This window comes from Pseudomonas sp. Soil_N_39 (assembly GCF_057655955.1).
Map to the genome: position 1 here is coordinate 313,863 of NZ_JBDGLI010000001.1, position 25,436 is coordinate 339,298.

A 25,436-nucleotide genomic window follows, 5' to 3' on the forward strand; every position below is an offset into this window, starting at 1 on the left:
GCAAGCCTTGCTCCCACACAGCCCGCTCCCACATTGACTGTGTCGTTTTATAGATCAAGGCTCCTTCAGAGACGGATCACAGGCCATGACCAAACTCCCCACCGCCATCAACCTGCACAAAGCCTCCAAGACCCTGACGCTCAAATACGCGCCGGACGAGGAGTACCACCTGCCCGCCGAATTCCTGCGGGTGCATTCGCCTTCCGCCGAGGTCCAGGGCCATGGCAAACCTATCCTGCAATACGGCAAGCTCAACGTTGCCCTGACCAAGGTCGAGCCGGCCGGCCAGTACGCACTGAAACTGACCTTCGACGACGGCCACGACAGCGGATTGTTCACCTGGGACTATCTCTACCAGTTAGCGTTGCGCCAACAAGACCTGTGGAACGATTATCTCGGCGAGCTCAAGGCCGCCGGAAAAACCCGCGATCCGGACGCGTCCGTCGTCAAGCTGATGCTCTAACTCAAGGGCTGGCGCTTTAGGGCGATTTTTCTAGACTCATCTGCTTGAATGCCCGCGCAGCAACGTCAATGACTGGCCTGCTTGCGAAAAAAATTAAACTCGGGTAACCAATGGAGCTGGCAAGTTCCCTGCAAAGGAACCGGCGAGTTCCTGGCATACGTTTCCTCATTGGCCCTCGATGCGGAATTAATGGTCACCCGAGCAGCGTACCTGGTATCGGCTGTGTGGCTTCATGGCACCCACCGGGTACTCGTCTGAAGGACAATGGAGCGTCGTAGATGAGCAACAAGAACAACGATGACCTGAAGTACCAGGCCTCGGAAAATACCCTGGGGTTGAATCCCGTCGTCGGCTTGCGCAGGAAAGACCTGTTGGCCTCTGCCCGCATGGTGCTGACCCAGGCCATCAAGCAACCGCTGCACAGCGTCAAGCATGTCGCCCATTTCGGCGTCGAACTCAAGAATGTCCTGTTCGGCAAATCCGAGCTGCAACCGGCCGGCGACGACCGTCGCTTCGTCGACCCGGCCTGGAGCCAGAACCCGCTCTACAAACGCTACCTGCAAACCTACCTGGCGTGGCGCAAGGAGCTGCACGCCTGGATCGACGACAGCAGCCTCTCGCCCGCAGACATCAGCCGCGGGCATTTCGTGATCAACCTGATGACCGAAGCCATGGCCCCGACCAACTCGGCGGCCAACCCGGCGGCGGTCAAGCGCTTCTTCGAAACCGGCGGCAAGAGCCTGCTGGACGGCCTGTCCCACCTGGCCAAGGACCTGGTGCACAACGGCGGGATGCCGAGCCAGGTGAACATGGGCGCGTTCGAGGTCGGCAAGAGCCTGGGCGTGACCGAAGGCGCCGTGGTGTTTCGCAACGACGTGCTGGAGCTGATCCAGTACCGGCCCATCACCGAGCAGGTCCACGAGCGACCGCTGCTGGTGGTGCCGCCACAGATCAACAAGTTCTACGTATTCGACCTGAGCCCGGACAAGAGCCTGGCGCGCTTCTGCCTGCGCAGCAACGTGCAGACCTTCATCGTCAGTTGGCGCAACCCCACCAAGGAACAGCGCGAGTGGGGCCTTTCGACCTACATCGAGGCGCTCAAGGAAGCGGTGGATGTGGTCACGGCCATCACCGGCAGCAAGGACGTGAACATGCTGGGCGCCTGCTCGGGCGGCATCACCTGCACCGCGCTGCTGGGCCATTACGCCGCCCTCGGCGAGAAAAAGGTCAATGCCCTGACCTTGCTGGTGAGCGTACTCGACACCACCCTGGACACCGACGTGGCGCTGTTCGTCGACGAGCAGACCCTGGAAGCGGCCAAGCGTCACTCCTACCAGGCCGGCGTACTCGAAGGCCGCGACATGGCCAAGGTCTTCGCCTGGATGCGCCCCAACGACCTGATCTGGAACTACTGGGTCAACAATTACCTGCTGGGCAACGAGCCGCCCGTGTTCGACATCCTGTTCTGGAACAACGACACCACGCGGCTGCCGGCGGCGTTCCACGGCGATCTCATCGAGATGTTCAAAAACAACCCGTTGATCCGCCCCAATGCACTGGAAGTGTGCGGCACGCCCATCGACCTCAAGCAAGTCACCGCCGACATCTTTTCCCTGGCGGGCACCAACGACCACATCACACCTTGGAAGTCCTGCTACAAGTCGGCACAGCTGTTCGGTGGAAAAGTGGAATTCGTGCTGTCGAGCAGCGGTCATATCCAAAGCATCCTCAACCCGCCTGGCAACCCCAAGTCGCGCTACATGACCGGCGAGGACATGCCGGCCAAGGCCGAGGACTGGCAGGAAAACTCCACCAAGCACACCGACTCCTGGTGGCTACACTGGCAAACCTGGCAGGCCGAGCGCTCGGGCAAACTGAAAAAAGCCCCTACCGTGCTGGGCAACAAGGCCTACCCGGCCGGTGAAGCGGCGCCCGGCACCTATGTGCATGAGCGGTAAGGGATGCAACTCGTCTGCTGCGGGAGTGGGCTTGCTCACGAATACATCCCGCCAGCCGACACTGAATGCAAGGCCCACAGCGCTGGCGAACATAAAACTCATGTTCACGGCAGATCCCCTGTGGGAGCGAGCTTGCTCGCGATGACGGTGTGTCAGCCAACATTGATATTGGATGTATCGCCGTCATCGCGAGCGAGCTCGCTCCCACAAGGGATCGGGGAAAAATGAAAGACAGCGACCCAACCCACAGGGCTTGAAGCATGCCGCAACCGTACATTTTCCGTACCGTCGATCTGGATGGCCAGACCTTGCGCACCGCGGTACGTCCCGGCAAGCCTCACTTGACGCCCCTGCTGATTTTCAACGGCATCGGCGCCAACCTCGAGCTGGTATTCCCGTTCATCCAGGCCCTGGACCCGGACCTGGAAGTCATCGCCTTTGACGTGCCCGGCGTCGGCGGTTCATCGACGCCCAACCGACCGTATCGCTTTCCGGGCCTGGCCAAACTCACCGCGCGGATGCTCGACTACCTCGACTACGGTCAGGTCAACGTGATCGGCGTGTCTTGGGGCGGCGCCCTGGCCCAGCAATTCGCCTACGATTACCCGGAGCGCTGCAAGAAGTTGGTACTGGCGGCCACGGCGGCCGGGGCAGTGATGGTACCGGGCAAACCGAAGGTGCTGTGGATGATGGCCAGCCCCCGGCGCTACGTTCAGCCGTCCCATGTGATGCGCATCGCACCACTGATCTACGGCGGCTCGTTCCGCCGCGACCCGAGCCTGGCGGCCAGCCACGCGGCCAAGGTGCGTTCGGCGGGCAAGCTCGGTTATTACTGGCAACTGTTCGCCGGCCTCGGCTGGACCAGCATCCACTGGCTGCACAAGATCCACCAACCGACCCTGGTGCTGGCCGGCGATGACGACCCGCTGATTCCACTGATCAACATGCGCATGCTGGCTTGGCGCATTCCCAACGCCCAATTGCACATTATCGATGACGGCCACCTGTTCCTGATCACCAGGGCCGAGGCGGTGGCGCCGATCATCATGAAGTTTCTGGAGGAAGAACGTCAGCGTGCCGTGATGCATCCGCATCCCTCACCGTTGGGCGGCGGCTGAAACCGCCCATTCGCGCCTGGCAGGACGCCGGATTGCGCAGCGACCCGAAACAGCGACTATGTTGTCTGGTTCGGTGTGTTTGTTTTTAGCCTGATGACGAAGGAGTTGACTCATGCGCGACAAACCGGCGAAGGGTTCCATGCCCGCCCCTGCCAGCTTCATCAACGCACAAAGTGCGGTCACTGGCCTACGTGGCAGGGACCTGCTGTCCACCTTGCGCAGTGTGGCCGCACACGGCTTGCGCAACCCGGTGCACAGTGCCCGGCATGCATTGAAACTGGGCGGTCAATTGGGCCGTGTGCTGCTGGGCGAGACCCTGCACCCCACCAACCCCAACGACTCGCGTTTCGCCGACCCCACCTGGCAGCTCAATCCGTTCTACCGCCGCAGCCTGCAGGCCTATCTGAGCTGGCAAAAACAGGTCAAGAGCTGGATTGACGAAAGCGACATGGGTCAGGATGACCGCGCCCGCGCCCACTTCGCCTTCGCCCTGCTCAACGACGCCGTAGCGCCGTCCAATACCTTGCTCAACCCGCTGGCGGTCAAGGAGCTGTTCAACTCCGGCGGCTCCAGCCTGGTTCGAGGCATCAGCCACCTGGTGGACGACCTGCTGCACAACGACGGCTTGCCGCGCCAAACCACGCCCCATGCCTTTGAAGTTGGCAAGACCCTGGCGACCACGCCCGGCGCGGTGGTGTTTCGCAACGAATTGCTCGAACTGATCCAGTACCGGCCCATGAGCGAAAAGCAGTACGCCAAGCCATTGCTGATCGTGCCGCCACAGATCAACAAGTTCTATATTTTCGACCTCAGCCCCTCCAACAGCTTTGTCCAGTACGCCCTGAAAAACGGTTTGCAGGTGTTCATCATCAGTTGGCGCAACCCTGACGTACGCCACCGCGAGTGGGGCCTGTCCAGCTATGTCGAGGCTACGGAAGAGGCCATGAACGTCTGCCGGGCGATCACCGGCGCCCGGGAGGTCAACCTGATGGGCGCCTGTGCCGGTGGCATGACCATCGCCGCCCTGCAAGGCCACCTGCAAGCCAAGCGCCAACTGCGCCGGGTCGCCAGTGCCACGTACCTGGTAAGCCTGCTGGACAGCCAGATCGACAGCCAGGCCACGTTGTTCATCGACGAGCAGACCCTGGAAGCCGCCAAGCGCCGCTCCTACCAGAAGGGCATCCTCGATGGTCGCGACATGGCCCGGGTGTTCGCCTGGATGCGTCCCAACGACCTGATCTGGACCTACTTCATCAACAACTACCTGCTGGGCAAGGAACCGCCGGCCTTCGACATCCTCTACTGGAACAACGACTGCACCCGGCTGCCGGCGGCTTACCACGGCGATCTGCTGGACTTCTTCAAGCACAACCCACTGACCCACCCCGGCGGCCTGGAAGTGTGCGGCACACCCATCGACCTGCAGAAAGTGACGGTGGACAGCTTCAGCGTGGCCGGCATCAACGACCACATCACGCCCTGGGACGCGGTCTATCGCTCGACGCTGTTGCTCGGTGGCGACAAACGCTTCGTGCTTTCCAACAGCGGCCATGTCCAGAGCATTCTCAACCCGCCGGGCAACCCCAAGGCCAACTACATCGAAAGCGCAAAAATGAGCAGCGACCCCCGGGCCTGGTACCACGATGCCACGCACGTCGAAGGGAGTTGGTGGACGCAATGGCTGGGCTGGATCCAGGAACGCTCCGGCGCCCAGCGCGAAACCCAGATGACCTTGGGCAACGCCAACTACCCGCCTCTGGACGCCGCCCCCGGCACCTATGTTCGCGTGCGCTGAAGGCCCTATTCCACGGCCAGGCGCTTGGCCGTGACACGACTTGACCATTAAGAAGACCGGATGAAAACCCGCGACCGCATCCTTGAATGTGCCCTGCAATTATTCAACGAAAAGGGCGAACCGAACGTCTCCACCATGGAAGTTGCCAATGAAATGGGCATCAGCCCAGGCAACCTCTACTACCACTTTCATGGCAAGGAACCGCTGATCCTCGGGTTGTTCGAGCGCTTCCAGAACGAACTGGCACCGCTGCTCGACCCACCGGCGGACGCGCAGTTGGCGCCGGAAGACTACTGGCTGTTCCTGCATTTGATCGTCGAGCGCCTGGCCCAGTACCGGTTTCTGTTCCAGGACCTGTCGAACCTGGCCGGACGCCTGCCGAAGCTGGCCAAGGGCATCCGTCAATTGCTCAATGCCCTGAAGCGAACCCTCGCCTCACTGCTGGCGCAGCTCAAGGCCCAGGATTTGCTGGTCAGCGATACCCAGGCCCTGGGGCAACTGGTGGAGCAGATCACCATGACCTTGCTGTTCTCCCTGGACTACCAGCGCATCCTCGACCGCGAGGGCGAGGTTCGACTGGTGGTCTACCAGATCATGATGCTGGTGGCCCCGCACCTGCCACCCGCGACCAAAGTGGCGACCGAACGATTGGCGCTGCGATACCTGGAAGAACACGACTAACCGCCGACAGTGGTAGATCCATTGTGGGAGCGAGCTTTGTGGGAGCAAAGCTTGCTCGCGATCCAGGCGCTACAGTCCTCAAGAGACCGCGGCGTTTTCATCGCGGGCAAGCCTTGCTCCCACAAAGCTCGCTCCCACAGGTTGACCTGCGTACAAACAAAAACGCCCGACCTTCACAGGCCGGGCGTTTTTGCATGTCCCGCAGAATCAGGACTGGGTGGTAGGCGTCGATGGAGCCTGCGCCGGTGCTGGAGTGGCGACCGCCGTTGGAGCGGCGGCGGAGTTCGCCGTGCTCGCCGGGGTTGCCGGTTTGGCGGCCGCGGTGGGTGCGGTGGACGCCTTCGGTGCGGCAGCTTTTGGCGCGGCCGGTTTTTTCACGGCAGGCTTTTTCGCCGCAGCGGGTTTGGCCGCCGCTTTTGCCGCAGGCTTGGCTGCAGGCTTAGCGGCTGGTTTGGCCGCAGGTTTAGCCGCAGCGGGTTTAGCTGCAGCCGTCTTGGCCGCTGGCTTGGCAGCCGGTTTGGCGGCGGGCTTGGCTGCTGCTTTCGCCGCTACCGGTTTAGCCGCCGCCTTGGCAGCAGGTTTGGCCGCTGCGGTTTTAGCCGCCGGCTTGGCCGCTGCTTTCGCCGCAGGTTTGGCGGCGGGTTTTGCCGCAGCCTTGACCAGTGGCTTGGCTGCCGTTTTAGCGGCCGGCTTGGCCGCCGCCGTCTTGGTCGCCACGGGTGCGACTTTGGCGCCGGTGAGTTTTTCGATCTGCTTGGTCAGGGTGTCGACCTTGCTGTGCAGCGCCTTGACTTCATTGCGGCTCGGCACGCCCAGGCGCGAGATCGCGCTGTTCAGGCGCTTGTCGAAAGCCCCTTCCAGCTCGTCCCATTTACCCAGGGCACGATCCTTCACGCCGCCGATGCGCGACTTGGCGGAATCGACGGTTTCCTTGGTGGCATCGACTTGTTTGCCGACTGCCGTCTTGGTGAGTTTTTCGGCCTTTTCGCCGTCCTTAACCAGGGACTCGAAGAGCTTGCTGCCGTCAGTGTCGATCTTCGAGTACACGCCTAAACCAGCAAGCCAGATTTTGCGGGAATATTTTTCAATCTTCCCGGCCCACGAGCTGCCCTCTTTTTCTGTGATTTTTTTGCCAGCCATCCCGTTCTCCTTAATGTTTACGCGCGACACGTTCGAGCAATGCTGTCAGCTCATCGAGCTTAGCAGAGAGTGTCTCAACGTCATGTTTAGACGGAATGCCGATACGATTCAAGGCACTTGCAACACGGGCATCGAATACCTTCTCGACTTTATCGAGTTGTACTTCAACCCGGGCCTTGAAAGTATTGACGTCGGTCTTGGCTTCAATCAATTCGCTGTTGGCCGCTTCAAGTTTCCCGGCAATTTTCTTTTTGCCTTTGGTTTCAATAACTTCGCCCGCTTTTACCAACTCCTGGAAGTATCCGCTGCCTTCCTGGCCGACCTTCGTGTAGGCGCCCAGGCCCGCCAGCCAGATCTTGCGCGCGTACGTTTTCACGTCGCTGAGCGTGGAAGATTCAACGTCGGTTTTTTTCTTCAGAATAACTTTGGCCATGGTGCACCTCACTCGAAAAAAGGTTTGAGGAACTGCCCGCACATGGACGGGCTCAGGTACAAAGTAGTGACAATAATTAGAAACGGCACCCTAACAACTGACACAAAACCTGAAGGCGATGACTTCCCTTGTGGGAGCGAGCTTGCTCGCGATGGCGGAGTGTCAGCCAACCTTGATGCGACTGAAACAATGCAATCGCGAGCAAGCTCGCTCCCACAGTTGGATAGGTGGTGAACTTGAGTCATGTAATCCCACCCACCCTTCCGGTCGATCAGGCCAGCGCCTTATCCAGCGCCTTTTCGATTTCCGTCTTTATCGTGCCGCTCATGGCCGACATCAACATGCCCAGTTCCACGTCGACGCGGATCGAATCCTCGCCCACATGCACTTCGCCCTTGACCCCGGAACGCTTGAGCTTCAGGGTATCGCCCACCCACTGCGGCTCCAGGCCATAGCTGTCGGACAGCTTCTGCGCCAGCTTGTCGGCTTTCTCTCGCGCCACTTCCTTGCCCAGGCCATGGGCACGCTCAACAGTTATACGGGCCATCGGGTAACTCCTGTTTTATCGGGACTTGCCTGAACGTTTCAGACCCTGGCTGCGTCAAAACGTCCCGGCGGTAGCCCATCTTACCTTCAGCCTTGCCAAGACAAAGCCCTCCACCGGGATTAGAATGTCCCGCATTCTTTTTTGGTGACCGCGATATGACTGATCAGCGCAAAGGCAGCGATGCCGAACCCACCACTCACTTCGGCTTCAAGAACGTGCCGGAAAGCCAGAAAGCGGAAAAAGTCGCTGAGGTTTTCCACTCCGTAGCCGCCAAGTACGACTTGATGAACGACCTGCTCTCGGGCGGCATGCACCGGCTGTGGAAGCGTTTCGCGATCGAGCTGTCGGGCGTGCGCAGCGGCAATCGCGTGCTGGACATCGCCGGCGGCACGGGCGACCTGACGAAGAAGTTTTCCCACATCGTCGGGCCGACCGGCCAGGTGGTGCTGGCCGACATCAACGAATCCATGCTCAAGGTCGGCCGCGACCGCCTGCTGGACCTGGGTGTGGCCGGCAATGTCGAGTTCGTCCAGGCCGACGCTGAAAAACTGCCGTTCCCCGACAACCATTTCGACTGCGTGACCATCGCCTTCGGTCTGCGCAACGTCACCCACAAGGAAGACGCCCTGCGTTCGATGCTGCGGGTGCTCAAGCCCGGCGGCCGCCTGCTGGTGCTGGAGTTCTCCAAGCCGACCAACGCGCTGATGTCCAAGGCCTATGACGCCTACTCGTTCGCCTTCATGCCGCTGATGGGCAAGCTGATCACCAACGACTCGGAAAGCTATCGCTACCTGGCCGAATCGATCCGCATGCACCCGAACCAGGAAACCCTGAAGTCGATGATGGTCGAGGCCGGTTTCGACCGCGTGACCTACCACAACATGACCGCCGGTATCGTCGCCCTGCATCGCGGTATCAAACCCTGATGTTGCTCACCGGCCTGCTCGCCAGCGTCGAACTCGGCCTCAACCGGGTATTGCGCCTGGACAGCACGGCGCTCGCGCGCCTGGCGCACTTGAGCGGCAAGGTGATCGCCGTCGACTGCCGCAGCCCGGCGTTGCAGTTGTTCATTCTGCCCAGCGACGAAGGCCTGATGCTCGCCGCCCACTGGGAAGCCGAAGCGGATTGCACGCTGCGCGCTCCGGCGTCGAGCCTGGTGAACCTGGCCCTGGGCAAGGACAAGAGCGCGGTACTGCACAGCCCCGACGTGGAGCTCGATGGCGACAGCGGCGTGCTGCTGGAGCTGGCGGCGATTCTCCAGAACCTGGAACTGGACTGGGAATACGAAGTGTCCCGCTGGATCGGTCCGGTGGCGACCCAGTTGCTCAGCGGCCATTTGCGCAGCCGCCGCCACTGGTATCGCCAGGGCTTCGTCAGCCTGGGACAGAATCTGAATGAATACCTGGCCGAAGAATCGCGTACCCTCGTAGGCCAACGCGAGGCCCAGGCCCGTTTTGATGAACTGGACCAGGTCAAACTTGACCTGGAACGTCTCGAGGCGCGTTTCGAGCGCCTTTCCCGATCCCTTGAAACCAAGCGATAACGCATGAAGCTGCTTGCCGTCCGCCGTTTGTTGCGCATCCAGCGCGTCGTGATCCGCTACCGCCTCGATGACCTGCTGTTCGCCCTGCCGCTGCCGTGGTTTCTCCTGGCGCTGCGCTTCGTGCTGCCGTGGCGTTGGTTCCCTCGACGAACCCTGGACCTGCCGCGTGGCGCGCGCCTGCGCCTGGCCTTGCAGGACCTGGGGCCGATCTTCATCAAGTTCGGGCAGATACTCTCGACCCGTCGCGACCTGTTGCCCGAAGACATCGCCGATGAACTGATGCTGCTGCAAGACCGCGTGCCGCCATTCGATTCCAAGCTGTCGGTGGCGCTGATCGAGGAACAACTGGGCAAAAAGATCAGCGAAGTCTTCAGCCGCTTCGACGTCGAGCCCCTGGCCTCGGCCTCCGTGGCCCAGGTTCACGCCGCGCAACTCAAGAGCGGCGAAGAGGTGGTGGTCAAGGTCATTCGCCCGGGCCTCAAGCCCATCATCGCCCAGGACCTGGCGTGGCTGTTCATCCTCGCCCGCGCCGCCGAACGGTTGTCGGCCGATGCCCGTCTGCTGCACCCGGTGGACGTGGTCCAGGACTACGAAAAAACCATCTACGACGAACTCGACCTGCTGCGCGAGGCCGCCAACGCCAGCCAGCTGCGTCGCAACTTCGAAGGCTCGCCGCTGCTCTATGTGCCGCAAGTCTATTGGGACTGGTGCCGGCCGAAAGTGTTGGTGATGGAGCGCATCTACGGCATCCAGGTCACCGACCTGGCGACCCTGGCCGACCAGCGCACCGACATGAAACTGCTGGCCGAGCGCGGCGTGGAAATCTTTTTCACCCAGGTGTTTCGCGACAGCTTCTTCCACGCCGACATGCACCCGGGGAATATCTTTGTCAGCACCGTGCAGCCTTGGAGTCCGCAATACATCGCCATCGATTGCGGTATCGTCGGCAGCCTGACCCCCGAAGACCAGGACTACCTGGCCCGCAACCTGTTCGCCTTCTTCAAGCGTGACTACCGCCGTGTCGCCCAACTGCACATCGATTCGGGCTGGGTGCCGGCCGAGACCAAGCTCAACGAATTCGAAGCGGCGATCCGTACCGTGTGCGAACCGATCTTCGAAAAACCGTTAAAAGATATTTCCTTCGGCCAGGTACTGATGCGCCTGTTCCAGACCGCGCGACGCTTCAACATGGAGGTTCAGCCCCAGTTGGTGCTGTTGCAGAAAACCCTGTTGAACATCGAAGGCCTCGGCCGTCAGTTGTACCCGGACCTGGACCTGTGGAACACCGCCCAACCGTTCCTCGAGCGCTGGATGCGCGAGCGCGTCAGCCCCAAAACCTTGCTGGGCAACGTGCAGAGCCAATTCGAGCAGATCCCGCACCTGGCCAACATGACCCGCGACCTGCTCGAACGCATGTCCCAACCCCACGCCCATGACCCGGCACCGCCGTGGCACCGACGCAAGGATGACTGGTTCCTGCGCTTGCTCGGCGCCGCTCACCTGGGAGGCGGCGCCATGCTGGCGGCTGGTGGACCGTTGAGCGATTTGGGCCATTGGCCCGCCGCAATCATGGTGATCGTTGGTTTGTATCTGGTCGTTCGCCGATAGCCAGCACCGGCTCGCGCTGGCACACTGTTTCAACGCTGGGCCCGCCGACGTCAGGTGCGCGGTCCATGGTCGGAGTCGAAGATGAAAAACTGGCAGGACGAGATCAAGTGGGACGCTGACGGCCTGGTGCCGGCCATCGCCCAGGATCACAAGACCGGGCGCGTGCTGATGATGGCCTGGATGAACCGCGAAGCGCTGGCCCTGACCGCCGCCGAGAACCGCGCCATCTATTGGTCACGTTCTCGTGGCAAGCTGTGGCGCAAAGGTGAAGAGTCCGGGCATGTGCAGCACCTGCATGAGATGCGCCTGGACTGCGACGGCGACGTCATCATCCTGATGGTCGAGCAGGTCGGCGAGATTGCCTGCCACACCGGCCGTCAAAGCTGCTTCTATCGCGTCTTCGAGAACGGCGACTGGAAAACCGTCGACCCGGTGCTCAAGGACCCGCATGCCATTTATTCAGGACATACCCATGAGTGACACCCTGACCCGCCTGGCCCAGGTGCTGGAAGAGCGCAAGGGCGCCGCCGCCGACAGTTCCTATGTCGCCAGCCTGTACCACAAGGGCTTGAACAAGATTCTGGAAAAAGTCGGCGAAGAGTCGGTCGAGACCATCATCGCCGCCAAGGACGCCGCCATCAGCGGCGATTGCAGCGACGTGATCTACGAGACCGCCGACCTGTGGTTCCACAGCCTGGTCATGCTGGCCCAACTGGGGCAGCATCCGCAGGCCGTACTGGATGAACTGGACCGTCGCTTCGGTCTGTCCGGGCACGTCGAGAAAGCCTCGCGCCCGTCCGCCTGATCAATTTTTGAGAGGAGTAGCCACATGGGTATCTTTGACTGGAAACACTGGGTCGTCATCCTGGTCGTCGTGGTGCTGGTGTTCGGTACCAAGAAACTGAAGAACCTCGGCACCGATGTCGGCGAGTCGATCAAGGGTTTTCGCAAGGCCATGAACGATGACGAGAAACCGGCCGATCCGACGACCAACCAGGCTCAGCCCGCACAACCGACCCAACCGGTACACCCACAGGCCACTCAGCCGGTGAATGCGCCGAACACCATCGACGTGCAGGCCCAGAAAGTCGAAGAGCCCATTCGCAAAGACTCGTGAGCACTGACTAATGTTTGGGATCAGCTTCACTGAACTGCTGCTCGTCGGCCTCGTCGCCCTGCTGGTATTGGGCCCCGAGCGTCTGCCGGGCGCTGCGCGCACCGCCGGTCTCTGGATCGGGCGCCTGAAGCGCAGCTTCAATGCGATCAAACAGGAAGTTGAACGTGAAATCGGCGCCGACGACATCCGTCGGCAACTTCACAACGAACACATTCTGTCCCTGGAGCAGGAAGCGCGGAAAATCTTCACGCCGACCCAGCAGGAACCGACGCCAGTCCAGCCTGTGGCCGAGCCGATCGTGGCTTCCCAAGCGCCAGAGAGTGGCACGCCGGTGGCTGAACCGGCGCCCGTGACACCGACGGCAGCGGATACAGCGCCCCACGCTGTCCCTGCGCCTAACGATCCTACTTTGCCGCCGCGAGCCCCATGAGCGATATCCCTGAAAACGACCAGCCGATGCCGCTGGTATCGCACCTCACCGAGTTGCGCACCCGCCTGCTGCGTTGCGTCGCGGCGGTTTTCATCATCTTCGCCGGGCTGTTTTCCTTCACCCAGCAGATCTACACCTTCGTCTCCACGCCGCTGCGCCAGTACCTGCCGGTAGGCGCGACGATGATCGCCACCGACGTGTCGTCGCCGTTCCTGACGCCACTGAAGCTGACGATGATGGTCTCGCTGTTCCTGGCGATCCCGGTGATCCTGCACCAGATCTGGGGTTTCATCGCCCCGGGCCTGTACAAGCATGAAAAACGCATCGCCGTACCGCTGTTGGTATCCAGCATCCTGCTGTTCTACACCGGCATGGCCTTCGCCTATTACCTGGTGTTCCCGCTGATCTTCAAGTTCTTCGCCGCCGCCACCCCGGCGGGCGTGGAGATGATGACCGACATCAGCAGCTACCTGGATTTCGTCATGACGCTGTTCTTCGCCTTCGGCGTGGCGTTCGAAATCCCCGTGGCCGTGGTGCTGCTGGTGTGGATCGGCGTGGTCGACGTCGCCTACCTGAAGAAGATCCGCCCCTACGTGATCATCGGCTGCTTCGTGGTCGGCATGATCCTCACCCCGCCGGACATTTTCTCCCAGACCCTGCTGGCCGTGCCGATGTGGCTGCTGTTCGAAATCGGCATCCTGTTCGGTGGCCTGGTGCGCAAGCGCCGGGAAGAAGAACCCGAGGACCAGCCGGTCGATGACCACAACGACCAGCCGCCAGCGACCCAAGCGTGAACCTGCTGCTGCTCGAAGAGGCCGACTTCATTGGGCCTGACCGCGTGATCCTGAGCGATCGCCGGTTGACCCACATGCAGGAAGTCCATCGCAGTGCCGTCGGTGACAGCCTGCGGGTCGGGCGCATCGGCGGGTTGATGGGCTCGGCCCAGGTGCTGCGCCTGGAGGCTCGCGAGGCCGAACTGCAAGTGACCCTCGACCAGGCGCCGCCGGCCAAGTTGCCGTTGACCTTGGTGCTGGCGCTGCCGCGCCCGAAAATGCTCCGGCGAGTGTTCCAGACCATCGCCACCATGGGCGTGCCGCGGGTGGTGCTGGTCAACAGCTATCGCGTGGAAAAGAGCTTTTGGCAGACGCCGTTCCTCGAACCCGAGGCCATTCGCGAGCAACTGATCCTGGGCCTGGAGCAGGCCCGGGACAGCGTGTTGCCTGAGGTGGTTATCGAGAAACGCTTCAAGCCTTTTGTCGAGGACCGCCTGCCGGCCATCGCCAACGGCACCCTCGGACTGGTCGGCCACCCTGGCAACCACCCACCCTGCCCGCGAGCACTCACGGAGCCGGTGACCTTGGCCATCGGCCCCGAAGGCGGTTGGATTCCCTACGAGGTCGACCTACTGGGCAAGGCCGGCTTGCAACCGGTACAACTGGGCGAGCGGATTCTGCGGGTCGAGACCGCGGTTACCGCATTGCTTGCAAGGTTGTTCTGAAAGGCATCTCTGTTTCGCCACAAATAAGCCACTCGGAGAATCCTGAGCTCATTTCTACAGATCCCGTCAAAGCCGCCGATACAGTGCCCATAAAACCAATTCAGCGCTCCAAGGGAGTATCAGCATGTTCCGGTGGCTTGCCCAGGGTCTGGGAAATGTAAGCGTTAATCGCAAACTCGGTGCAGGCTTCGGCCTGGTGCTGTTCCTCACCTTGATGATCGCATTCACCGGTTGGTCCGGCCTGGGCAATGTCATCAGCCGGGGCGATAAACTGGGGTTCATTGCCAGTCTCAACGACTTGAGCAAAGACTTGAATCTGGCCAGCATCGACTACAACAGCACGCGGGGCGAGAAAGGGCCGCAACAGGTCAACGACCTGCTGGGCAAGCTCGAACAGGGCCTGAAGACTGCTCGCCAGTTGATCGAACAACCGGCCGATGTGGCGTTGATCGATGCACAGCTGGCCGCCGTTGCCGAATACAAGAGTGCCTTCGCCCAGATGACCAGCGCCACCGTCAGCCGCGAAGACGCCCGCAGCAAGCTCGGCGCCAGCGCCGACAACGCCGTGGCCCGCGTTGCCGAGGTGGAAAAAGCATTGCTGCAAAGCGGCGACGTTACTCAATTCAACAACGTGGTGGCCCTGAGCAAGGCGATCCAGCAGGCCCGCTATCAGGTTCGCGGCTACACCTACAGCGGAAAAAGCGAGGCCCAGCAGCCCGCCATCGATGCAATCACCGATGTCCTGAAACTGCTGGCACGCTTGCCGGCCCAGCTACCCGAGGAGTTCGCCGATAGTCTTCAGCAGGCCAGCGACTCGATGAACGTCTATCGCGCGGCGGTCAGCCAGTTCCGCGACTCCCAGATCGATAATGGCGCCGCGTTGCAGCGCATGAGTGAGCAAGGCCACGTACTGATCGATTCCAGTCAGAAGCTCACCGTGTCCCAGACGGCGGTGCGAGACCACGATACCGCCCAGGCCAAGACCGTTCTCATCGCAGCGGCTGCGCTGGCCCTGCTGTTCGGCGTGATTGCAGCGCTGCTCATCACCCGGCAGATCGTCGGCCCACTCAACGACACCTTGAAGGTTGCCGAACGCGTAGCCGCTGGCGACCTGACCCACAACCTCACTTCTGACCGTCGCGACGAACTGGGCCAACTGCAACGCGCCATGCAAAGCATGACCGTGGGCCTGCGGCAATTGATCGGTGGCATCGGCGAAGGTGTCACGCAAATCGCCAGCGCCGCCGAACAGCTCTCGGCCGTGACCGAGCAGACCAGCGCCGGGGTCAACAGTCAAAAGGTGGAAACCGATCAGGTCGCCACCGCCATGCATGAAATGACCGCCACGGTGCAGGAAGTCGCCCGCAACGCCGAGGAAGCCTCCGAAGCCGCCGTCGCTGCCGACCAACAGGCCCGCGAAGGCGAAAAAGTCGTCGGTGAAGCCATCGCCCAGATCGAACGCCTGGCCCTCGAAGTGGGCAACTCCACCGCGGCGATGGGCGACCTGAAGCGTGAAAGCGACAAGATCGGCAGCGTGCTCGACGTGATCAAGTCCGTAGCCCAGCAAACCAACCTGCTGGCCCTCAACGCCGCCATCGAAGCGGCCCGTGCCGGGGAAGCAGGGCGTGGTTTTGCAGTGGTCGCCGATGAGGTTCGCAGCCTGGCGCAGCGCACCCAGAAGTCCACCGAAGAAATCGAAGAGCTGATCGTCGGCCTGCAATCGGGGACCCAGCAGGTCGCGACCATCATGGACAACAGCCGCAACCTGACCGATAACAGCGTCGAATTGACCCGCCGCGCGGGGGGCTCGCTGGAGAACATCACTCGCACGGTTTCGGCGATCCAGTCGATGAACCAGCAGATCGCCGCTGCGGCCGAGCAGCAGAGCGCTGTGGCTGAGGAGATCAACCGTAGTGTGCTGAATGTACGTGATGTTTCGGAGCAGACGGCGTCGTCCAGTGAGGAGACTGCCGCTTCGAGTGCGGAATTGGCCCGGCTAGGCGTGCACTTGCAGACGCTGGTGGGGCGGTTCAAAGTTTAGAGGCATAGGCGCGTTTGTCACCAACGGCCGCTTAACGAGTTGCTCCAAACACATAACGCATGAAGCAGTGCATCAGTCCCTATTGGAGCTGAGGCACTGCTCTACCAATATGTGATGTTCGACATGCGTCTCTGCAGATTTATCATCCTTAAATAACCTCGCTGCTTTGGCCACCGGCCTACTTTAACTTTCAGACATAATTTATAACTGCGGCATTATCGTCAAACGATCGCAGCCAACATAAATAATGACAAAAGCATCAGAAAAATCGATTGGACTTTTCTAGAGCTCACGACAGAATGGCACCTCCATTAACTATACGAAACATTCTTCACGGAAGAGGAATTATGGTCACCTTTAACAAGCTTATACCTGAACTGATTGTGTCCGACATCAAGGCAAGCTCAAGATTTTATTGCAAGATCATTGGGTTCAGCGTTGAGTATGAAAGACCGAACGACGGCTTCATGTTCATCTCCTATCACGGTAGCCAGTTAATGCTGGAACAAGACGATCACGAAGAGTCACCGTGGCGAGTAGGCCCGCTACAAAAACCTTATGGACGCGGAATGAACCTCTCAATTGATTGCCCCGATGTCAGAGCGTTAGCGAAAACATTGATCGGTTCGGGATACGAGCTGCATAAACCAATAGAAGAATGCTGGTACAAAGAGAACAACCTGCTTCAAGGTCAAAGCAATTTTCTCGTATTAGACCCGGATGGTTATTTACTTAGGTTCGCTCAATACTTAGGCTCCAAGTCCAGCCGCAATGAACTAAGGTAAGCAAATGCTTGACTGAACACTCACCTTCTTGGAGAAGGTGAGCGTTTGTCACTCAAACGCCAAAAGGCCAATGATTAGGCAATAACCAATACAGCGCATGCCAATTTTTTTCGATAAACCTTTCGAATGAAAACCCATTGATCTTAACGCCCACTGACACCATGAAGGGTTTTCACAGCCTGAAGGAAAATGTTTTTAACGGTTACTTCCTCCTGTGCCGCCAAATGCGAGGTAACCACTAACTTTTTTGCGGGCAATGAGAGCAAACCATAGGGATCATCATGTTGTCCTTTGTTATCCACCCATTCGCTGTAATAGCCATCGATAAAACAAAATGCATCCGTATTGCGATTGAGGTAGGTCTTGAGCGCACGCGGGCAGATAATTTTTGGGTTGGACAAGTTCAATATCATCAGCTCCGTTGACGCGCGGGCTAATACAGATTCATCGATAAGATTGAAGGTTTCGGCACAACCACTAAGATGAATACATAAAACATCAACAGTGTTAACCAGATCACCGAGTGAGGTATATTGCAGGCCCAATGACTTTTCCAGAGACTCCTTTCGATTCCGGGACCAATAGCACATATTTTCAGATCCACGCATATGAAGCTGATATGCCACCTCTCCCGCAATCGATCCCATGCCAACAAAGCCAACTTTAAGATTCAACAATGATCGCCTGGGCGTCTGTATCCAAGCGTTACCCGCCCTTACACTTTCAGCGCTTTCAAAAACCCTTGCCGAACAGAGGAGAATCATTGCCAACGTAAACTCAGCCACCGCCTGCACGTTTAGGTTGGGCGTATTGGCTAATTTTATGCCTTTATCGGTAACACACTGCACGTCCACAAAACTGGAGGTACCTGTTCCCATCACAACTATATTCTCTAACCGAGTGGCGGCTTCAATCAGCTCCGCAGACAGGTATTCCGGCCCACCCAAAATATAGTCGTGCACATCGGGTAATACCTCTAAAATTTGCCGCTCATCAACAGGACGTCTAATGTGAATGAGTTCAATACTGTCTGGGAATACCGCCTTGTCAATATCAAAATCCCCAGTTACCAGGAGCTTTCTCATTGCGAAATCATCTCTACAGAATCATTGTAATCTTTGGCCGATTCAAGCTCGAGTAGGGCTTGTCTCAAGCGAGAGAGCGAAAACTCGAATTGGTCATCAGGTTTCAAAAGCGCAATTCTTATACGGTCGTGCCCTGCAACCTCATGACTATTCCAATAGAAATACCTCCCCGGCAACACGGCCACATCATAAGTTGCAAGATAATTAGTTAATTCAAGGTCCGATAGCCCAGTTCGTTTTATGTCAAGCCACATGACTGTCATGCCCGAATGCGAATGTGGCGAATCAACACAAACCTGTGTTCCTACGAGCTGGGATCGGACTATTTCTGCATTTTTGGTAATAATCGAATGCACATAAGTGAGCCCCCCTCTTTTTAGAGTCGCCTCAATAAATGCAATGATCACCCTCAGTACAAAATTGGAACAGCAAAGATAAACTTCTTCGTAGATGGCTCTGATTTCCTGTGCCAAATTTTTGCTATATGACAGCAGACTGGCCTTGGCATCCAACGTTGGCCATTGCTTACCGGTATCCTCCAGAACGATAAATGACGCGCCCTTTTCAACCAGGAGTGCATACTCGTCGATAGCGGTTTTATGGCAGAACCGAAAAGAGGTATCGAGGATTAAAATTATATTGAGCCGACAGCATAGCACCACAATATTTTTCATCATGGCTGCATCAATGACGAAACCTGTCGGGTTATTGGGATTGACCATGAACAAAGCGTCAAGTTTTTTGTTCTGAATAAACCTTTCTAGCAAACACAGGTCCGAAAACATGCTTTCTGGAACAGCTTCAAGCTCGACTTCCCTACGCCGAAGTAACTGGGCGAGGTTGTCAAATGTGGGTTCGACAAGGCCTATTTTCAACTGCTTTGATCGCGCCCACGCTCCCACTATGTCTATGCTGTTTGATGCGGTAGGGCAGATCGAAAAATGCTGGTGTTTTTTTAAACCAGGAAGCGCGAAATAATCTGCAAAAACATCTTTGAAAGCCATTTCCATTTGCGGAATAGGCGTCTCGGCCGCCGAACCCCATAAGTCAGGCAACTCAGACAACACACCTCTAAAATGCGCTATCGCGGAAATGTAACTATGACCATCGGCAAGATTATATTTTGCCGACAATCCAAAAACTTCATGTTCAGTCAGGCTCTGGCTTTGGTAATCAGGCATAAGGCTCATCGGGTTTCCAATCGGCTAATTTTATATTTAGTTCGACCTTGATCCAAGACTGCCTTCCATGACGAACCAAACCTTAATAACCAGGCACCTGCATGTAAAGTTGATATACCCACAACTAGTTATCTAGATATTTCCCACGCTTAACCGACAGACAAAGCTGATACTTACGACAGGAAATTTTGTAACGTAGATATTCGACAAACCATCGACTTTATAGGCTAAAGTATTGTTACCACGACATGCCTACTAGCGTACCTACTCGCAACACACCCAATAACTTATCCCGCATTTCAAAATATCTCACAGTAATAATTTGTATGCCTTTGGCAAGCATAGGGTGGACATTAAAAATGTTACAATCTGTCACCTTTCAGTGAAAGCGCTTGACCTGCCATCTCCCACGCTGAGCACTCTCAAAAACCTATCAGTTCTGATAGTAGACAACATTTCCATTCCGGCCGAGACTGAGTTAATTGTCTGTTTCCTGGAAAACGATCGATGTCGAACACTTCTGACAGACTATTAATTCAATATCGATACGATGCTCTCGATCTTCTGGTCAGCTACGTGCCTACCAACCAACCCCGGTGTGACCGGTTCTATCTATTAGATCGGCTCGCTACAGAAATCCAAGGATCCATTCAGTATCAGGTTTTTCAGACCATGGATATCTTGCTGGCGGAAAACTACAGAGGGAACAACCCGCGTACGTCACGCCTGCTGACCGACAAGCATCGCTCGGTGCTGCAGAGCAGCGACGGCACCTCAATCTATACGCCTTACGGTCATCGCACCGCTCAAGGGGGCCTGAGCAGTCTTCTGGCTTTCAACGGCGAAAGGAACGATACAATCACGGGTTACTACTTGCTGGGAAATGGGCACCGTGCGTTCAATCCTGTTCTGATGCGTTTTAACAGCCCTGACAGCTTGAGCCCCTTTGGGGACGGAGGACTGAACTGTTATGCATATTGCCAGGGAGACCCCATTAATCGTACGGATCCCACGGGACGGATTCCGCACGGGTTGCTGTGGTTTGCAAATGGGCTGATGGAGTTCGGCGGGAGCTATGTACTTCCGTTCCTTGCTCCTAAAGCGCTGGCACGACGGCTTCCATTTGTCGCTGGCGCCAAATTCGGGCGCACCACCAAAGTAGTGGCGGCCAGCAGCGCCTTCGCAGGGACCGTCAGCTATATAGTGCTGAACCGAATGGAGGCGCATCATCCTGAATCACCCGTCAATGACCCGCTCCTGATCGCCCTGGTGGCGCTGGCGGCGATTGGCATGGTGAGTGGTTTTGGTGCTTTGCTGCATAAACGAGCTCAACTGCCCCGAATTTTGCTGCATAAACGAGCTCAACTGCCCCGAGCTCTGAATCCATTGAACCCACGCCGCCCTGGTCACTATCTTATTGCCAAACGCCCTAGCCATTCATCAATACCTACCGCCCCCCGAGAATCTCTAGTCTCCTCACCTGTTTCCTCGACGACTCCACGAAATTCAGGTTTTAACGAACGAAGGAGAATATTTGATCAGGGCGAGTTCAGGTTTACGCTAAAAGCTTTGGATATCCGAAGAAATTCCCGTTAGCAATGACCCTATGAATGGCACACACAAACAAAAAGCCCCGCTAGTTAGCGGGGCTCTTCGTCATGCAACTTGAGGCTGAACGCTCACCGGCTGTAGCGGCAGCAACGGTGCATGAGGGTCGGCCTTGACCGACTCACGCCACGCCGCCAGCCACTCTGGATGTGCCTCGCTCCAGACCTGCTCGTGCAGGCGAGACAAGGCCACCGGGTCGCTCAGCAGGGCCAGGCGCTCGGCATTGCTGAGACCGGCAGGGCCGACCTTCAGGGCGTGCCGAACACGCTCGACCCGCAGCCATTCAATCGGCTCGGCCTGGCCGTGACGCGAGGTGGCCAGCGCATACGCCAAGGCGTTCTGTTGTGGATCGACCACTGCCCGGATGAAACCGTCGTTCAGTGCATGCCAACGGTTCTCATGGGTGTACTGGTCCGTCGACAACAGTTCCTGCGGCGGTGCGTATTCCTCGGGAATCAGGAACAGGCTTTCGTCACGGGACTTCAAGCCCAGGCCCACGCGGCTGGAGATAACCGACACCGGGATCGACAGCATCAGCGAACCAACGATCGGCACCAGCCACCAGAGGAAGCTTGGGTTCAGCCAGATCACCAGCAAAGCCCAGAAGAAGCCCAGTAAGGTTTGTGGGCCGTGGCGCTTGACCGCTTCGCTCCATGGCGTGGAGTCGTCGTCACGTTTCGGCGAGTTCCAGGTCGCGGCCCAGCCCAGGAAAGCGGCAAGGACGAAACGAGTGTGGAAGATCATCCGCACCGGCGCCAGCAGCATGGAGAACAGCATCTCCAGCAGCATCGACATGGTCACCTTGAACTTGCCACCGAATTCCTTCGCGCCTTTGGCCCAGATCAGGACGATGCTCAAGAGCTTGGGCAGGAACAGCAGCACGATGGTCGTCGAGAACAGCGCGATGGCTTTTTCTGGATGCCATTGCGGCCACAGCGGATACAGCTGGCGTGGCTCGAGGAAGTACTGCGGCTCCATCAGCGTGTTCACCGCCAGCAGCGCGGTGGACAGCACCAGGAAGAAGAACCACAGCGGCGCCGATAAGTAGGACATCACGCCGGTCAGAAACACCGCACGGTGCACCGGGTGCATGCCCTTGACCAGGAACAGCCGGAAGTTCATCAGGTTGCCGTGGCACCAGCGACGGTCACGCTTGAGTTCGTCCAGCAGGTTCGGTGGCAGCTCTTCGTAGCTGCCCGGCAGGTCATAGGCAATCCACACGCCCCAGCCGGCACGGCGCATCAGCGCGGCTTCGACGAAGTCGTGGGACAGGATGGCACCGGCGAACGCGCCTTTACCGGGCAACGGCGCCAGGGCGCAGTGCTCGATGAAAGGTTTCATGCGGATGATCGCGTTGTGGCCCCAATAGTGGGATTCGCCCAACTGCCAGAAGTGCAAACCAGCGGTGAACAACGGGCCATACACCCGCGTGGCGAACTGCTGCATGCGCGCATACAACGTGTCCATGCCCGAAGCCCGTGGCGCGGTCTGGATGATGCCGGCGTCCGGCGTGGCTTCCATCAGGCGCACCAGACTGGTCAGGCATTCGCCGCTCATCACCGAGTCCGCGTCGAGCACGACCATGTACTTGTAATCACTGCCCCAACGACGGCAGAAGTCGTCGAGGTTACCGCTCTTGCGCTTCACGCGACGGCGACGACGGCGGTAGAAGATCTTGCCGAAGCCCCCGGCTTCACGGCAGACATCCAGCCAGGCTTGCTGTTCGGCCACGCAGATGTCGGTTTCGTTACTGTCGCTGAGCACGAAGAAGTCGAAACGATCCAGGTCACCGGTGGCGGCCACCGACTCGAAGGTCGCGCGCAAACCGGCGAATACCCGCGGCACGTCTTCGTTACAGATTGGCATCACCAACGCGGTGCGGGCGTCCTTGGGAATCGGCTCGTTGCCGGCGCTGGCGCCGGAAATGCGGTATTTGTCATGGCCGGTGAGCAATTCGAGAAAGCCCATCAGCGCCGTCCAGAAACCCGCCGACACCCAGCAGAACAGGATCCCGAACAGAATCAGGATGCTGGTTTGCAACGCATACGGCAGCACTTGCGTAGCCGTCTGCAGCAACGGTTGGTGCAGGACTTCGTCCAGGTCCACCAGCGACCAGCCCTGGTACGGCATGATGCCTTTCATGTACCAACCAGCCACGATGGTCTGGCCGAGCATCAGGATCAGCAGGATGTAGCGGCGGATCGAACCCACGGTACGCCAGCGTGCATGGGGCAGCACGCGCTCATCCTTGGGCGGCTTCGGCGGGTTGGTACGCCCGGTCAGGCGCCGCCAACCGCGCACCAGGATATTGGTGCGCCACGGTTCCGGCACGACCTTGGTCCGGCGAATCGGCGGAGTCGCCTTCAAGCACACCCGGCCGTTGGCATCGAGGGCCAGCATTTCGGCGTCCTCGAGTTCCTCGGCGGTGCTCAGCGTCAGGCGACGGCCCACCGAGGCTTGAGCCGCCTCGTTGGGTGCGTCGAATGTCGAAGAAGCCAGGCGCTTGTGCAACTCGCTGAATGACGAGCAGCCCGCCAGCTCGGCGCGCTGCTCGTCGGTCATCGGCAAATGGGCCAGATACTCACTGAGAGATTCTGGTTGTACGGACGTATTACTCATCGGCAGGCAACTGGTAGCTCCAGGTCTCGGTCAGGACTTGTTCAGTCTGTTCCGGTTCCTGTGGGGTTGGGGTCGGCTCGGCGGCGGCGGCGGACGCCTTGACGGCCTTGGCTTCTTTCTGCTCGCCGGCTTGCTCGTTGGCTTTCTCTTTTTCGCTCTGCTGCTTGGCGACCTTGTCGGCCTTGGCCAGTGTGGTCACGGAATGCCCGCTGGCTGGCAACTCGACAGGAACCAGCGGCCTGACCAATGCGGCACGCATCTCGGTCGCTTTGCTCGGGTCCTTGATCTTCAGGCGCAGCGTCAGGCGCCAGCCTTTGGTATCAGGGTTGTAGCGCACGCTGTTCTCGACGATCTCGCCGTTGTCGCCCACGCTCACCTGGCTACGCACCTCGGCGTCTTCAGGCAGCGCTTGCAGGGACGGCCCCTCGAAATCCACCAGGTAGGCCACACTGCCGTCCGGTTGACGGATCAGGTTGGACTGCTTCACGTCACCGGTGGAACGCAGGGTCTGTTTGACCCAGGCGCTGTCCGGCGAGTGTAGGTTGGCTTCGTCGAGGGTCCAGTGCAGACGGTAGGCGAAGTCCAGCGGCTGGCCTGGCTCAGGCAGCTTTTCCGGGCTCCAGAACGCAACGATGTTGTCGTTGGTTTCGTCGGCGGTCGGGATTTCAACCAGATCGACAGTACCTTTACCCCAATCGCCTTTCGGTTCGATCCAGGCGCTTGGACGTTTTTCGTAACGGTCATCCAGGTCTTCGTAGTGGCTGAAGTCACGACCCCGTTGCAGCAGGCCGAAACCACGCGGGTTTTCTACCGAGAAGTTGCTCACGGCCAGGTGTTTCGGGTTGTTCAGCGGACGCCAGATCCACTCGCCGTTGCCGGCATGGATGGACAGGCCGCTGGAATCGTGGAGTTCACGACGGTAGTTCAGCACCTTGGACGGCTGGTTGGCGCCGAACAGGAACATGCTGGTCAACGGAGCGATGCCCAGTTTGTTGACGCGATCACGCAGGAATACGCGTGATTTCACGTCGACGACGGTGTCGGTGCCCGGACGCACGGTCAGGCGATAGGCGCCAGTGGCCCGTGGCGAATCCAGCAGGGCGAAGATCACCAAGTGCTTGTCGGTCGGTTTCGGACGCTGGATCCAGAACTCGCGAAAGCGCGGGAATTCCTCACCGGATGGCAGCGCGGTGTCGATGGCCATGCCACGCGCGGACAAGCCGTAGACCTGGCCCTTGCCGATAACGCGGAAATAACTCGCGCCCAGCATGGTCATGATTTCGTCTTGCTTGTCGGCCTTGTTGATCGGGTACAACACGCGGAAACCGGCGTAGCCCAACTGTTCGGTAGCCTTGGGATCGAACTTCACATCACCGAAATCGAAACGTGTCGGGTCGTACTTGATCTCGTCGACGGTGGTCGCGGTGATTTCGTTGATCTTCACCGGCGTGTCGAAATGCATGCCCTGGTGATAGAAGGACAGCCGGAACGGGGTCTTCTGGTCGGCCCATTCAGCTTTTTCGGTGCGGAAACGGATTTTCTGATAATCGGCGAATTTCATTTCGCGGAATTCGTTCGGCAAATTGCTGCGCGGGGCTTCGAACTTCTGCCCGGCCAATTCTTGTGCCTTCGCCGATACATCATCCAGGCTGAATGCCCACAGTTGGCCCGCGCCGAACAGGCACAACAGGGCCGAGCCCGTTACCAGGGCGCTTCTCAACCGTTTGGCAGTCATTTTTGGTGCATTACAGGGACTAACAATCACGAGCAACCCTCGCCGAAAACT

The 25,436-nt window shown here is 58.8% G+C and carries 23 protein-coding genes and 1 pseudogene; 17 read left to right on the forward strand and 7 right to left on the reverse strand.

What is annotated here, in order from left to right; all coding sequences use genetic code 11:
* The first annotated feature begins 85 nt into the window (after positions 1-85).
* The 5 genes from AC3A5O_RS01270 to AC3A5O_RS01290 all read left to right on the forward strand — a co-directional run bounded on the left by AC3A5O_RS01270 (position 86) and on the right by AC3A5O_RS01290 (position 6,015).
* Positions 86-463: a gamma-butyrobetaine hydroxylase family protein gene (locus AC3A5O_RS01270; RefSeq protein WP_305469349.1), complete on the forward strand. Its 378-nt coding sequence runs from the start codon at positions 86-88 to the stop codon at positions 461-463.
* A gap of 278 nt (positions 464-741) precedes the next feature.
* Entirely contained in the window at positions 742-2,421 is a 1,680-nt protein-coding gene (gene phaC, locus AC3A5O_RS01275; protein ID WP_305469348.1) for a class II poly(R)-hydroxyalkanoic acid synthase, read from the forward strand.
* A 260-nt stretch (positions 2,422-2,681) separates the two neighbouring features.
* Positions 2,682-3,539 (forward strand): poly(3-hydroxyalkanoate) depolymerase, encoded by an 858-nt coding sequence (gene phaZ / locus AC3A5O_RS01280; protein WP_003186648.1) that lies wholly within the window; start codon positions 2,682-2,684, stop codon positions 3,537-3,539.
* A gap of 112 nt (positions 3,540-3,651) precedes the next feature.
* Complete coding sequence (phaC, locus tag AC3A5O_RS01285; protein WP_305469347.1) at positions 3,652-5,334, forward strand: class II poly(R)-hydroxyalkanoic acid synthase; 1,683 nt, start codon at positions 3,652-3,654, stop codon at positions 5,332-5,334.
* Between the two features lie 60 nt (positions 5,335-5,394).
* Entirely contained in the window at positions 5,395-6,015 is a 621-nt protein-coding gene (locus tag AC3A5O_RS01290) for a TetR/AcrR family transcriptional regulator (RefSeq protein WP_122565290.1), read from the forward strand.
* Positions 6,016-6,222: 207 nt separating this feature from the next.
* On the opposite strand, the gene AC3A5O_RS01295 is transcribed toward AC3A5O_RS01290, so the two are convergent.
* The 3 genes from AC3A5O_RS01295 to AC3A5O_RS01305 all read right to left on the reverse strand — a co-directional run bounded on the left by AC3A5O_RS01295 (position 6,223) and on the right by AC3A5O_RS01305 (position 8,135).
* Positions 6,223-7,155, reverse strand: a complete 933-nt coding sequence (locus AC3A5O_RS01295) for a phasin family protein (RefSeq protein ID WP_122565289.1) — start codon at positions 7,153-7,155, stop codon at positions 6,223-6,225.
* A gap of 10 nt (positions 7,156-7,165) precedes the next feature.
* A complete protein-coding gene (locus AC3A5O_RS01300) occupies positions 7,166-7,588 on the reverse strand; it encodes a phasin family protein (RefSeq protein ID WP_122565288.1) in 423 nt (140 codons plus the stop codon).
* Positions 7,589-7,859: 271 nt separating this feature from the next.
* Entirely contained in the window at positions 7,860-8,135 is a 276-nt protein-coding gene (locus AC3A5O_RS01305; RefSeq protein ID WP_092175253.1) for a polyhydroxyalkanoic acid system family protein, read from the reverse strand.
* Positions 8,136-8,290: 155 nt separating this feature from the next.
* Between AC3A5O_RS01305 and ubiE the strand changes: the two genes are divergently transcribed.
* The 11 genes and pseudogenes from ubiE (at position 8,291) to AC3A5O_RS01360 (ending at position 17,157) form a co-directional block, all read left to right on the forward strand.
* On the forward strand, positions 8,291-9,061 hold the full coding sequence (ubiE, locus tag AC3A5O_RS01310; RefSeq protein WP_003196937.1) for a bifunctional demethylmenaquinone methyltransferase/2-methoxy-6-polyprenyl-1,4-benzoquinol methylase UbiE: 771 nt from the start codon (positions 8,291-8,293) through the stop codon (positions 9,059-9,061).
* Positions 9,061-9,685: pseudogene (locus AC3A5O_RS01315) on the forward strand (ubiquinone biosynthesis accessory factor UbiJ). Before ubiE ends, AC3A5O_RS01315 begins: the two are co-directional and overlap by 1 nt.
* Complete coding sequence (ubiB, locus tag AC3A5O_RS01320) at positions 9,682-11,286, forward strand: ubiquinone biosynthesis regulatory protein kinase UbiB (RefSeq protein WP_122565285.1); 1,605 nt, start codon at positions 9,682-9,684, stop codon at positions 11,284-11,286. Before AC3A5O_RS01315 ends, ubiB begins: the two are co-directional and overlap by 4 nt.
* Positions 11,287-11,367: 81 nt before the next feature.
* A complete protein-coding gene (gene hisI / locus AC3A5O_RS01325) occupies positions 11,368-11,766 on the forward strand; it encodes a phosphoribosyl-AMP cyclohydrolase (RefSeq protein WP_003196931.1) in 399 nt (132 codons plus the stop codon).
* Positions 11,759-12,091 (forward strand): phosphoribosyl-ATP diphosphatase, encoded by a 333-nt coding sequence (locus tag AC3A5O_RS01330; RefSeq protein ID WP_003186671.1) that lies wholly within the window; start codon positions 11,759-11,761, stop codon positions 12,089-12,091. Before hisI ends, AC3A5O_RS01330 begins: the two co-directional genes overlap by 8 nt.
* Before the next feature lie 24 nt (positions 12,092-12,115).
* A complete protein-coding gene (locus AC3A5O_RS01335) occupies positions 12,116-12,403 on the forward strand; it encodes a twin-arginine translocase TatA/TatE family subunit (RefSeq protein ID WP_060739575.1) in 288 nt (95 codons plus the stop codon).
* Positions 12,404-12,413: 10 nt separating this feature from the next.
* Entirely contained in the window at positions 12,414-12,833 is a 420-nt protein-coding gene (gene tatB / locus AC3A5O_RS01340; RefSeq protein WP_122565284.1) for a Sec-independent protein translocase protein TatB, read from the forward strand.
* A complete protein-coding gene (gene tatC / locus AC3A5O_RS01345; RefSeq protein WP_060739577.1) occupies positions 12,830-13,627 on the forward strand; it encodes a twin-arginine translocase subunit TatC in 798 nt (265 codons plus the stop codon). Before tatB ends, tatC begins: the two co-directional genes overlap by 4 nt.
* Positions 13,624-14,331: a 16S rRNA (uracil(1498)-N(3))-methyltransferase gene (locus AC3A5O_RS01350; RefSeq protein ID WP_487752767.1), complete on the forward strand. Its 708-nt coding sequence runs from the start codon at positions 13,624-13,626 to the stop codon at positions 14,329-14,331. Before tatC ends, AC3A5O_RS01350 begins: the two co-directional genes overlap by 4 nt.
* Positions 14,332-14,455: 124 nt before the next feature.
* Positions 14,456-16,372 carry a methyl-accepting chemotaxis protein gene (locus AC3A5O_RS01355; protein ID WP_487752768.1) on the forward strand — a complete coding sequence of 639 codons (1,917 nt, stop codon included), beginning with the start codon at positions 14,456-14,458 and terminating at the stop codon, positions 16,370-16,372.
* A 347-nt stretch (positions 16,373-16,719) separates the two neighbouring features.
* A complete protein-coding gene (locus tag AC3A5O_RS01360; protein ID WP_122565281.1) occupies positions 16,720-17,157 on the forward strand; it encodes a bleomycin resistance protein in 438 nt (145 codons plus the stop codon).
* Positions 17,158-17,300: 143 nt separating this feature from the next.
* Here AC3A5O_RS01360 and AC3A5O_RS01365 read toward each other — a convergent pair whose 3' ends face one another.
* Both AC3A5O_RS01365 and AC3A5O_RS01370 read right to left on the reverse strand, forming a co-directional pair.
* A complete protein-coding gene (locus tag AC3A5O_RS01365; protein ID WP_487752769.1) occupies positions 17,301-18,242 on the reverse strand; it encodes a 2-hydroxyacid dehydrogenase in 942 nt (313 codons plus the stop codon).
* Entirely contained in the window at positions 18,239-19,432 is a 1,194-nt protein-coding gene (locus AC3A5O_RS01370; RefSeq protein WP_122565279.1) for an aminotransferase class I/II-fold pyridoxal phosphate-dependent enzyme, read from the reverse strand. The genes AC3A5O_RS01365 and AC3A5O_RS01370 overlap by 4 nt, the downstream gene beginning before the upstream one ends.
* A 498-nt stretch (positions 19,433-19,930) precedes the next feature.
* Between AC3A5O_RS01370 and AC3A5O_RS01375 the strand changes: the two genes are divergently transcribed.
* Entirely contained in the window at positions 19,931-21,019 is a 1,089-nt protein-coding gene (locus tag AC3A5O_RS01375) for an RHS repeat-associated core domain-containing protein (protein ID WP_487752770.1), read from the forward strand.
* A 60-nt stretch (positions 21,020-21,079) separates the two neighbouring features.
* On the opposite strand, the gene mdoH is transcribed toward AC3A5O_RS01375, so the two are convergent.
* Entirely contained in the window at positions 21,080-23,650 is a 2,571-nt protein-coding gene (mdoH, locus tag AC3A5O_RS01380) for a glucans biosynthesis glucosyltransferase MdoH (RefSeq protein WP_487752771.1), read from the reverse strand.
* Positions 23,643-25,415, reverse strand: coding sequence for a glucan biosynthesis protein G (locus tag AC3A5O_RS01385; RefSeq protein WP_122565372.1), 1,773 nt, complete (start codon positions 25,413-25,415; stop codon positions 23,643-23,645). The genes mdoH and AC3A5O_RS01385 overlap by 8 nt, the downstream gene beginning before the upstream one ends.
* Between the last annotated feature and the right edge of the window lie 21 nt (positions 25,416-25,436).

Coding starts and splice junctions, on each gene's coding strand:
- AC3A5O_RS01330 (WP_003186671.1), top strand. CDS start 11,759: ATGAGTGACACCCTGACCCGCCTGGCCCAGGTGCTGGAAGAGCGCAAG.
- tatB (WP_122565284.1), top strand. CDS start 12,414: ATGTTTGGGATCAGCTTCACTGAACTGCTGCTCGTCGGCCTCGTCGCC.
- tatC (WP_060739577.1), top strand. CDS start 12,830: ATGAGCGATATCCCTGAAAACGACCAGCCGATGCCGCTGGTATCGCAC.
- AC3A5O_RS01295 (WP_122565289.1), bottom strand. CDS start 7,155: ATGGCTGGCAAAAAAATCACAGAAAAAGAGGGCAGCTCGTGGGCCGGG.
- AC3A5O_RS01360 (WP_122565281.1), top strand. CDS start 16,720: ATGGTCACCTTTAACAAGCTTATACCTGAACTGATTGTGTCCGACATC.
- AC3A5O_RS01335 (WP_060739575.1), top strand. CDS start 12,116: ATGGGTATCTTTGACTGGAAACACTGGGTCGTCATCCTGGTCGTCGTG.
- AC3A5O_RS01365 (WP_487752769.1), bottom strand. CDS start 18,242: ATGAGAAAGCTCCTGGTAACTGGGGATTTTGATATTGACAAGGCGGTA.
- AC3A5O_RS01370 (WP_122565279.1), bottom strand. CDS start 19,432: ATGAGCCTTATGCCTGATTACCAAAGCCAGAGCCTGACTGAACATGAA.
- mdoH (WP_487752771.1), bottom strand. CDS start 23,650: ATGAGTAATACGTCCGTACAACCAGAATCTCTCAGTGAGTATCTGGCC.
- hisI (WP_003196931.1), top strand. CDS start 11,368: ATGAAAAACTGGCAGGACGAGATCAAGTGGGACGCTGACGGCCTGGTG.
- AC3A5O_RS01375 (WP_487752770.1), top strand. CDS start 19,931: ATGTCGAACACTTCTGACAGACTATTAATTCAATATCGATACGATGCT.
- AC3A5O_RS01355 (WP_487752768.1), top strand. CDS start 14,456: ATGTTCCGGTGGCTTGCCCAGGGTCTGGGAAATGTAAGCGTTAATCGC.
- AC3A5O_RS01305 (WP_092175253.1), bottom strand. CDS start 8,135: ATGGCCCGTATAACTGTTGAGCGTGCCCATGGCCTGGGCAAGGAAGTG.
- ubiB (WP_122565285.1), top strand. CDS start 9,682: ATGAAGCTGCTTGCCGTCCGCCGTTTGTTGCGCATCCAGCGCGTCGTG.
- AC3A5O_RS01290 (WP_122565290.1), top strand. CDS start 5,395: ATGAAAACCCGCGACCGCATCCTTGAATGTGCCCTGCAATTATTCAAC.
- phaZ (WP_003186648.1), top strand. CDS start 2,682: ATGCCGCAACCGTACATTTTCCGTACCGTCGATCTGGATGGCCAGACC.
- phaC (WP_305469348.1), top strand. CDS start 742: ATGAGCAACAAGAACAACGATGACCTGAAGTACCAGGCCTCGGAAAAT.
- phaC (WP_305469347.1), top strand. CDS start 3,652: ATGCGCGACAAACCGGCGAAGGGTTCCATGCCCGCCCCTGCCAGCTTC.
- ubiE (WP_003196937.1), top strand. CDS start 8,291: ATGACTGATCAGCGCAAAGGCAGCGATGCCGAACCCACCACTCACTTC.
- AC3A5O_RS01270 (WP_305469349.1), top strand. CDS start 86: ATGACCAAACTCCCCACCGCCATCAACCTGCACAAAGCCTCCAAGACC.
- AC3A5O_RS01300 (WP_122565288.1), bottom strand. CDS start 7,588: ATGGCCAAAGTTATTCTGAAGAAAAAAACCGACGTTGAATCTTCCACG.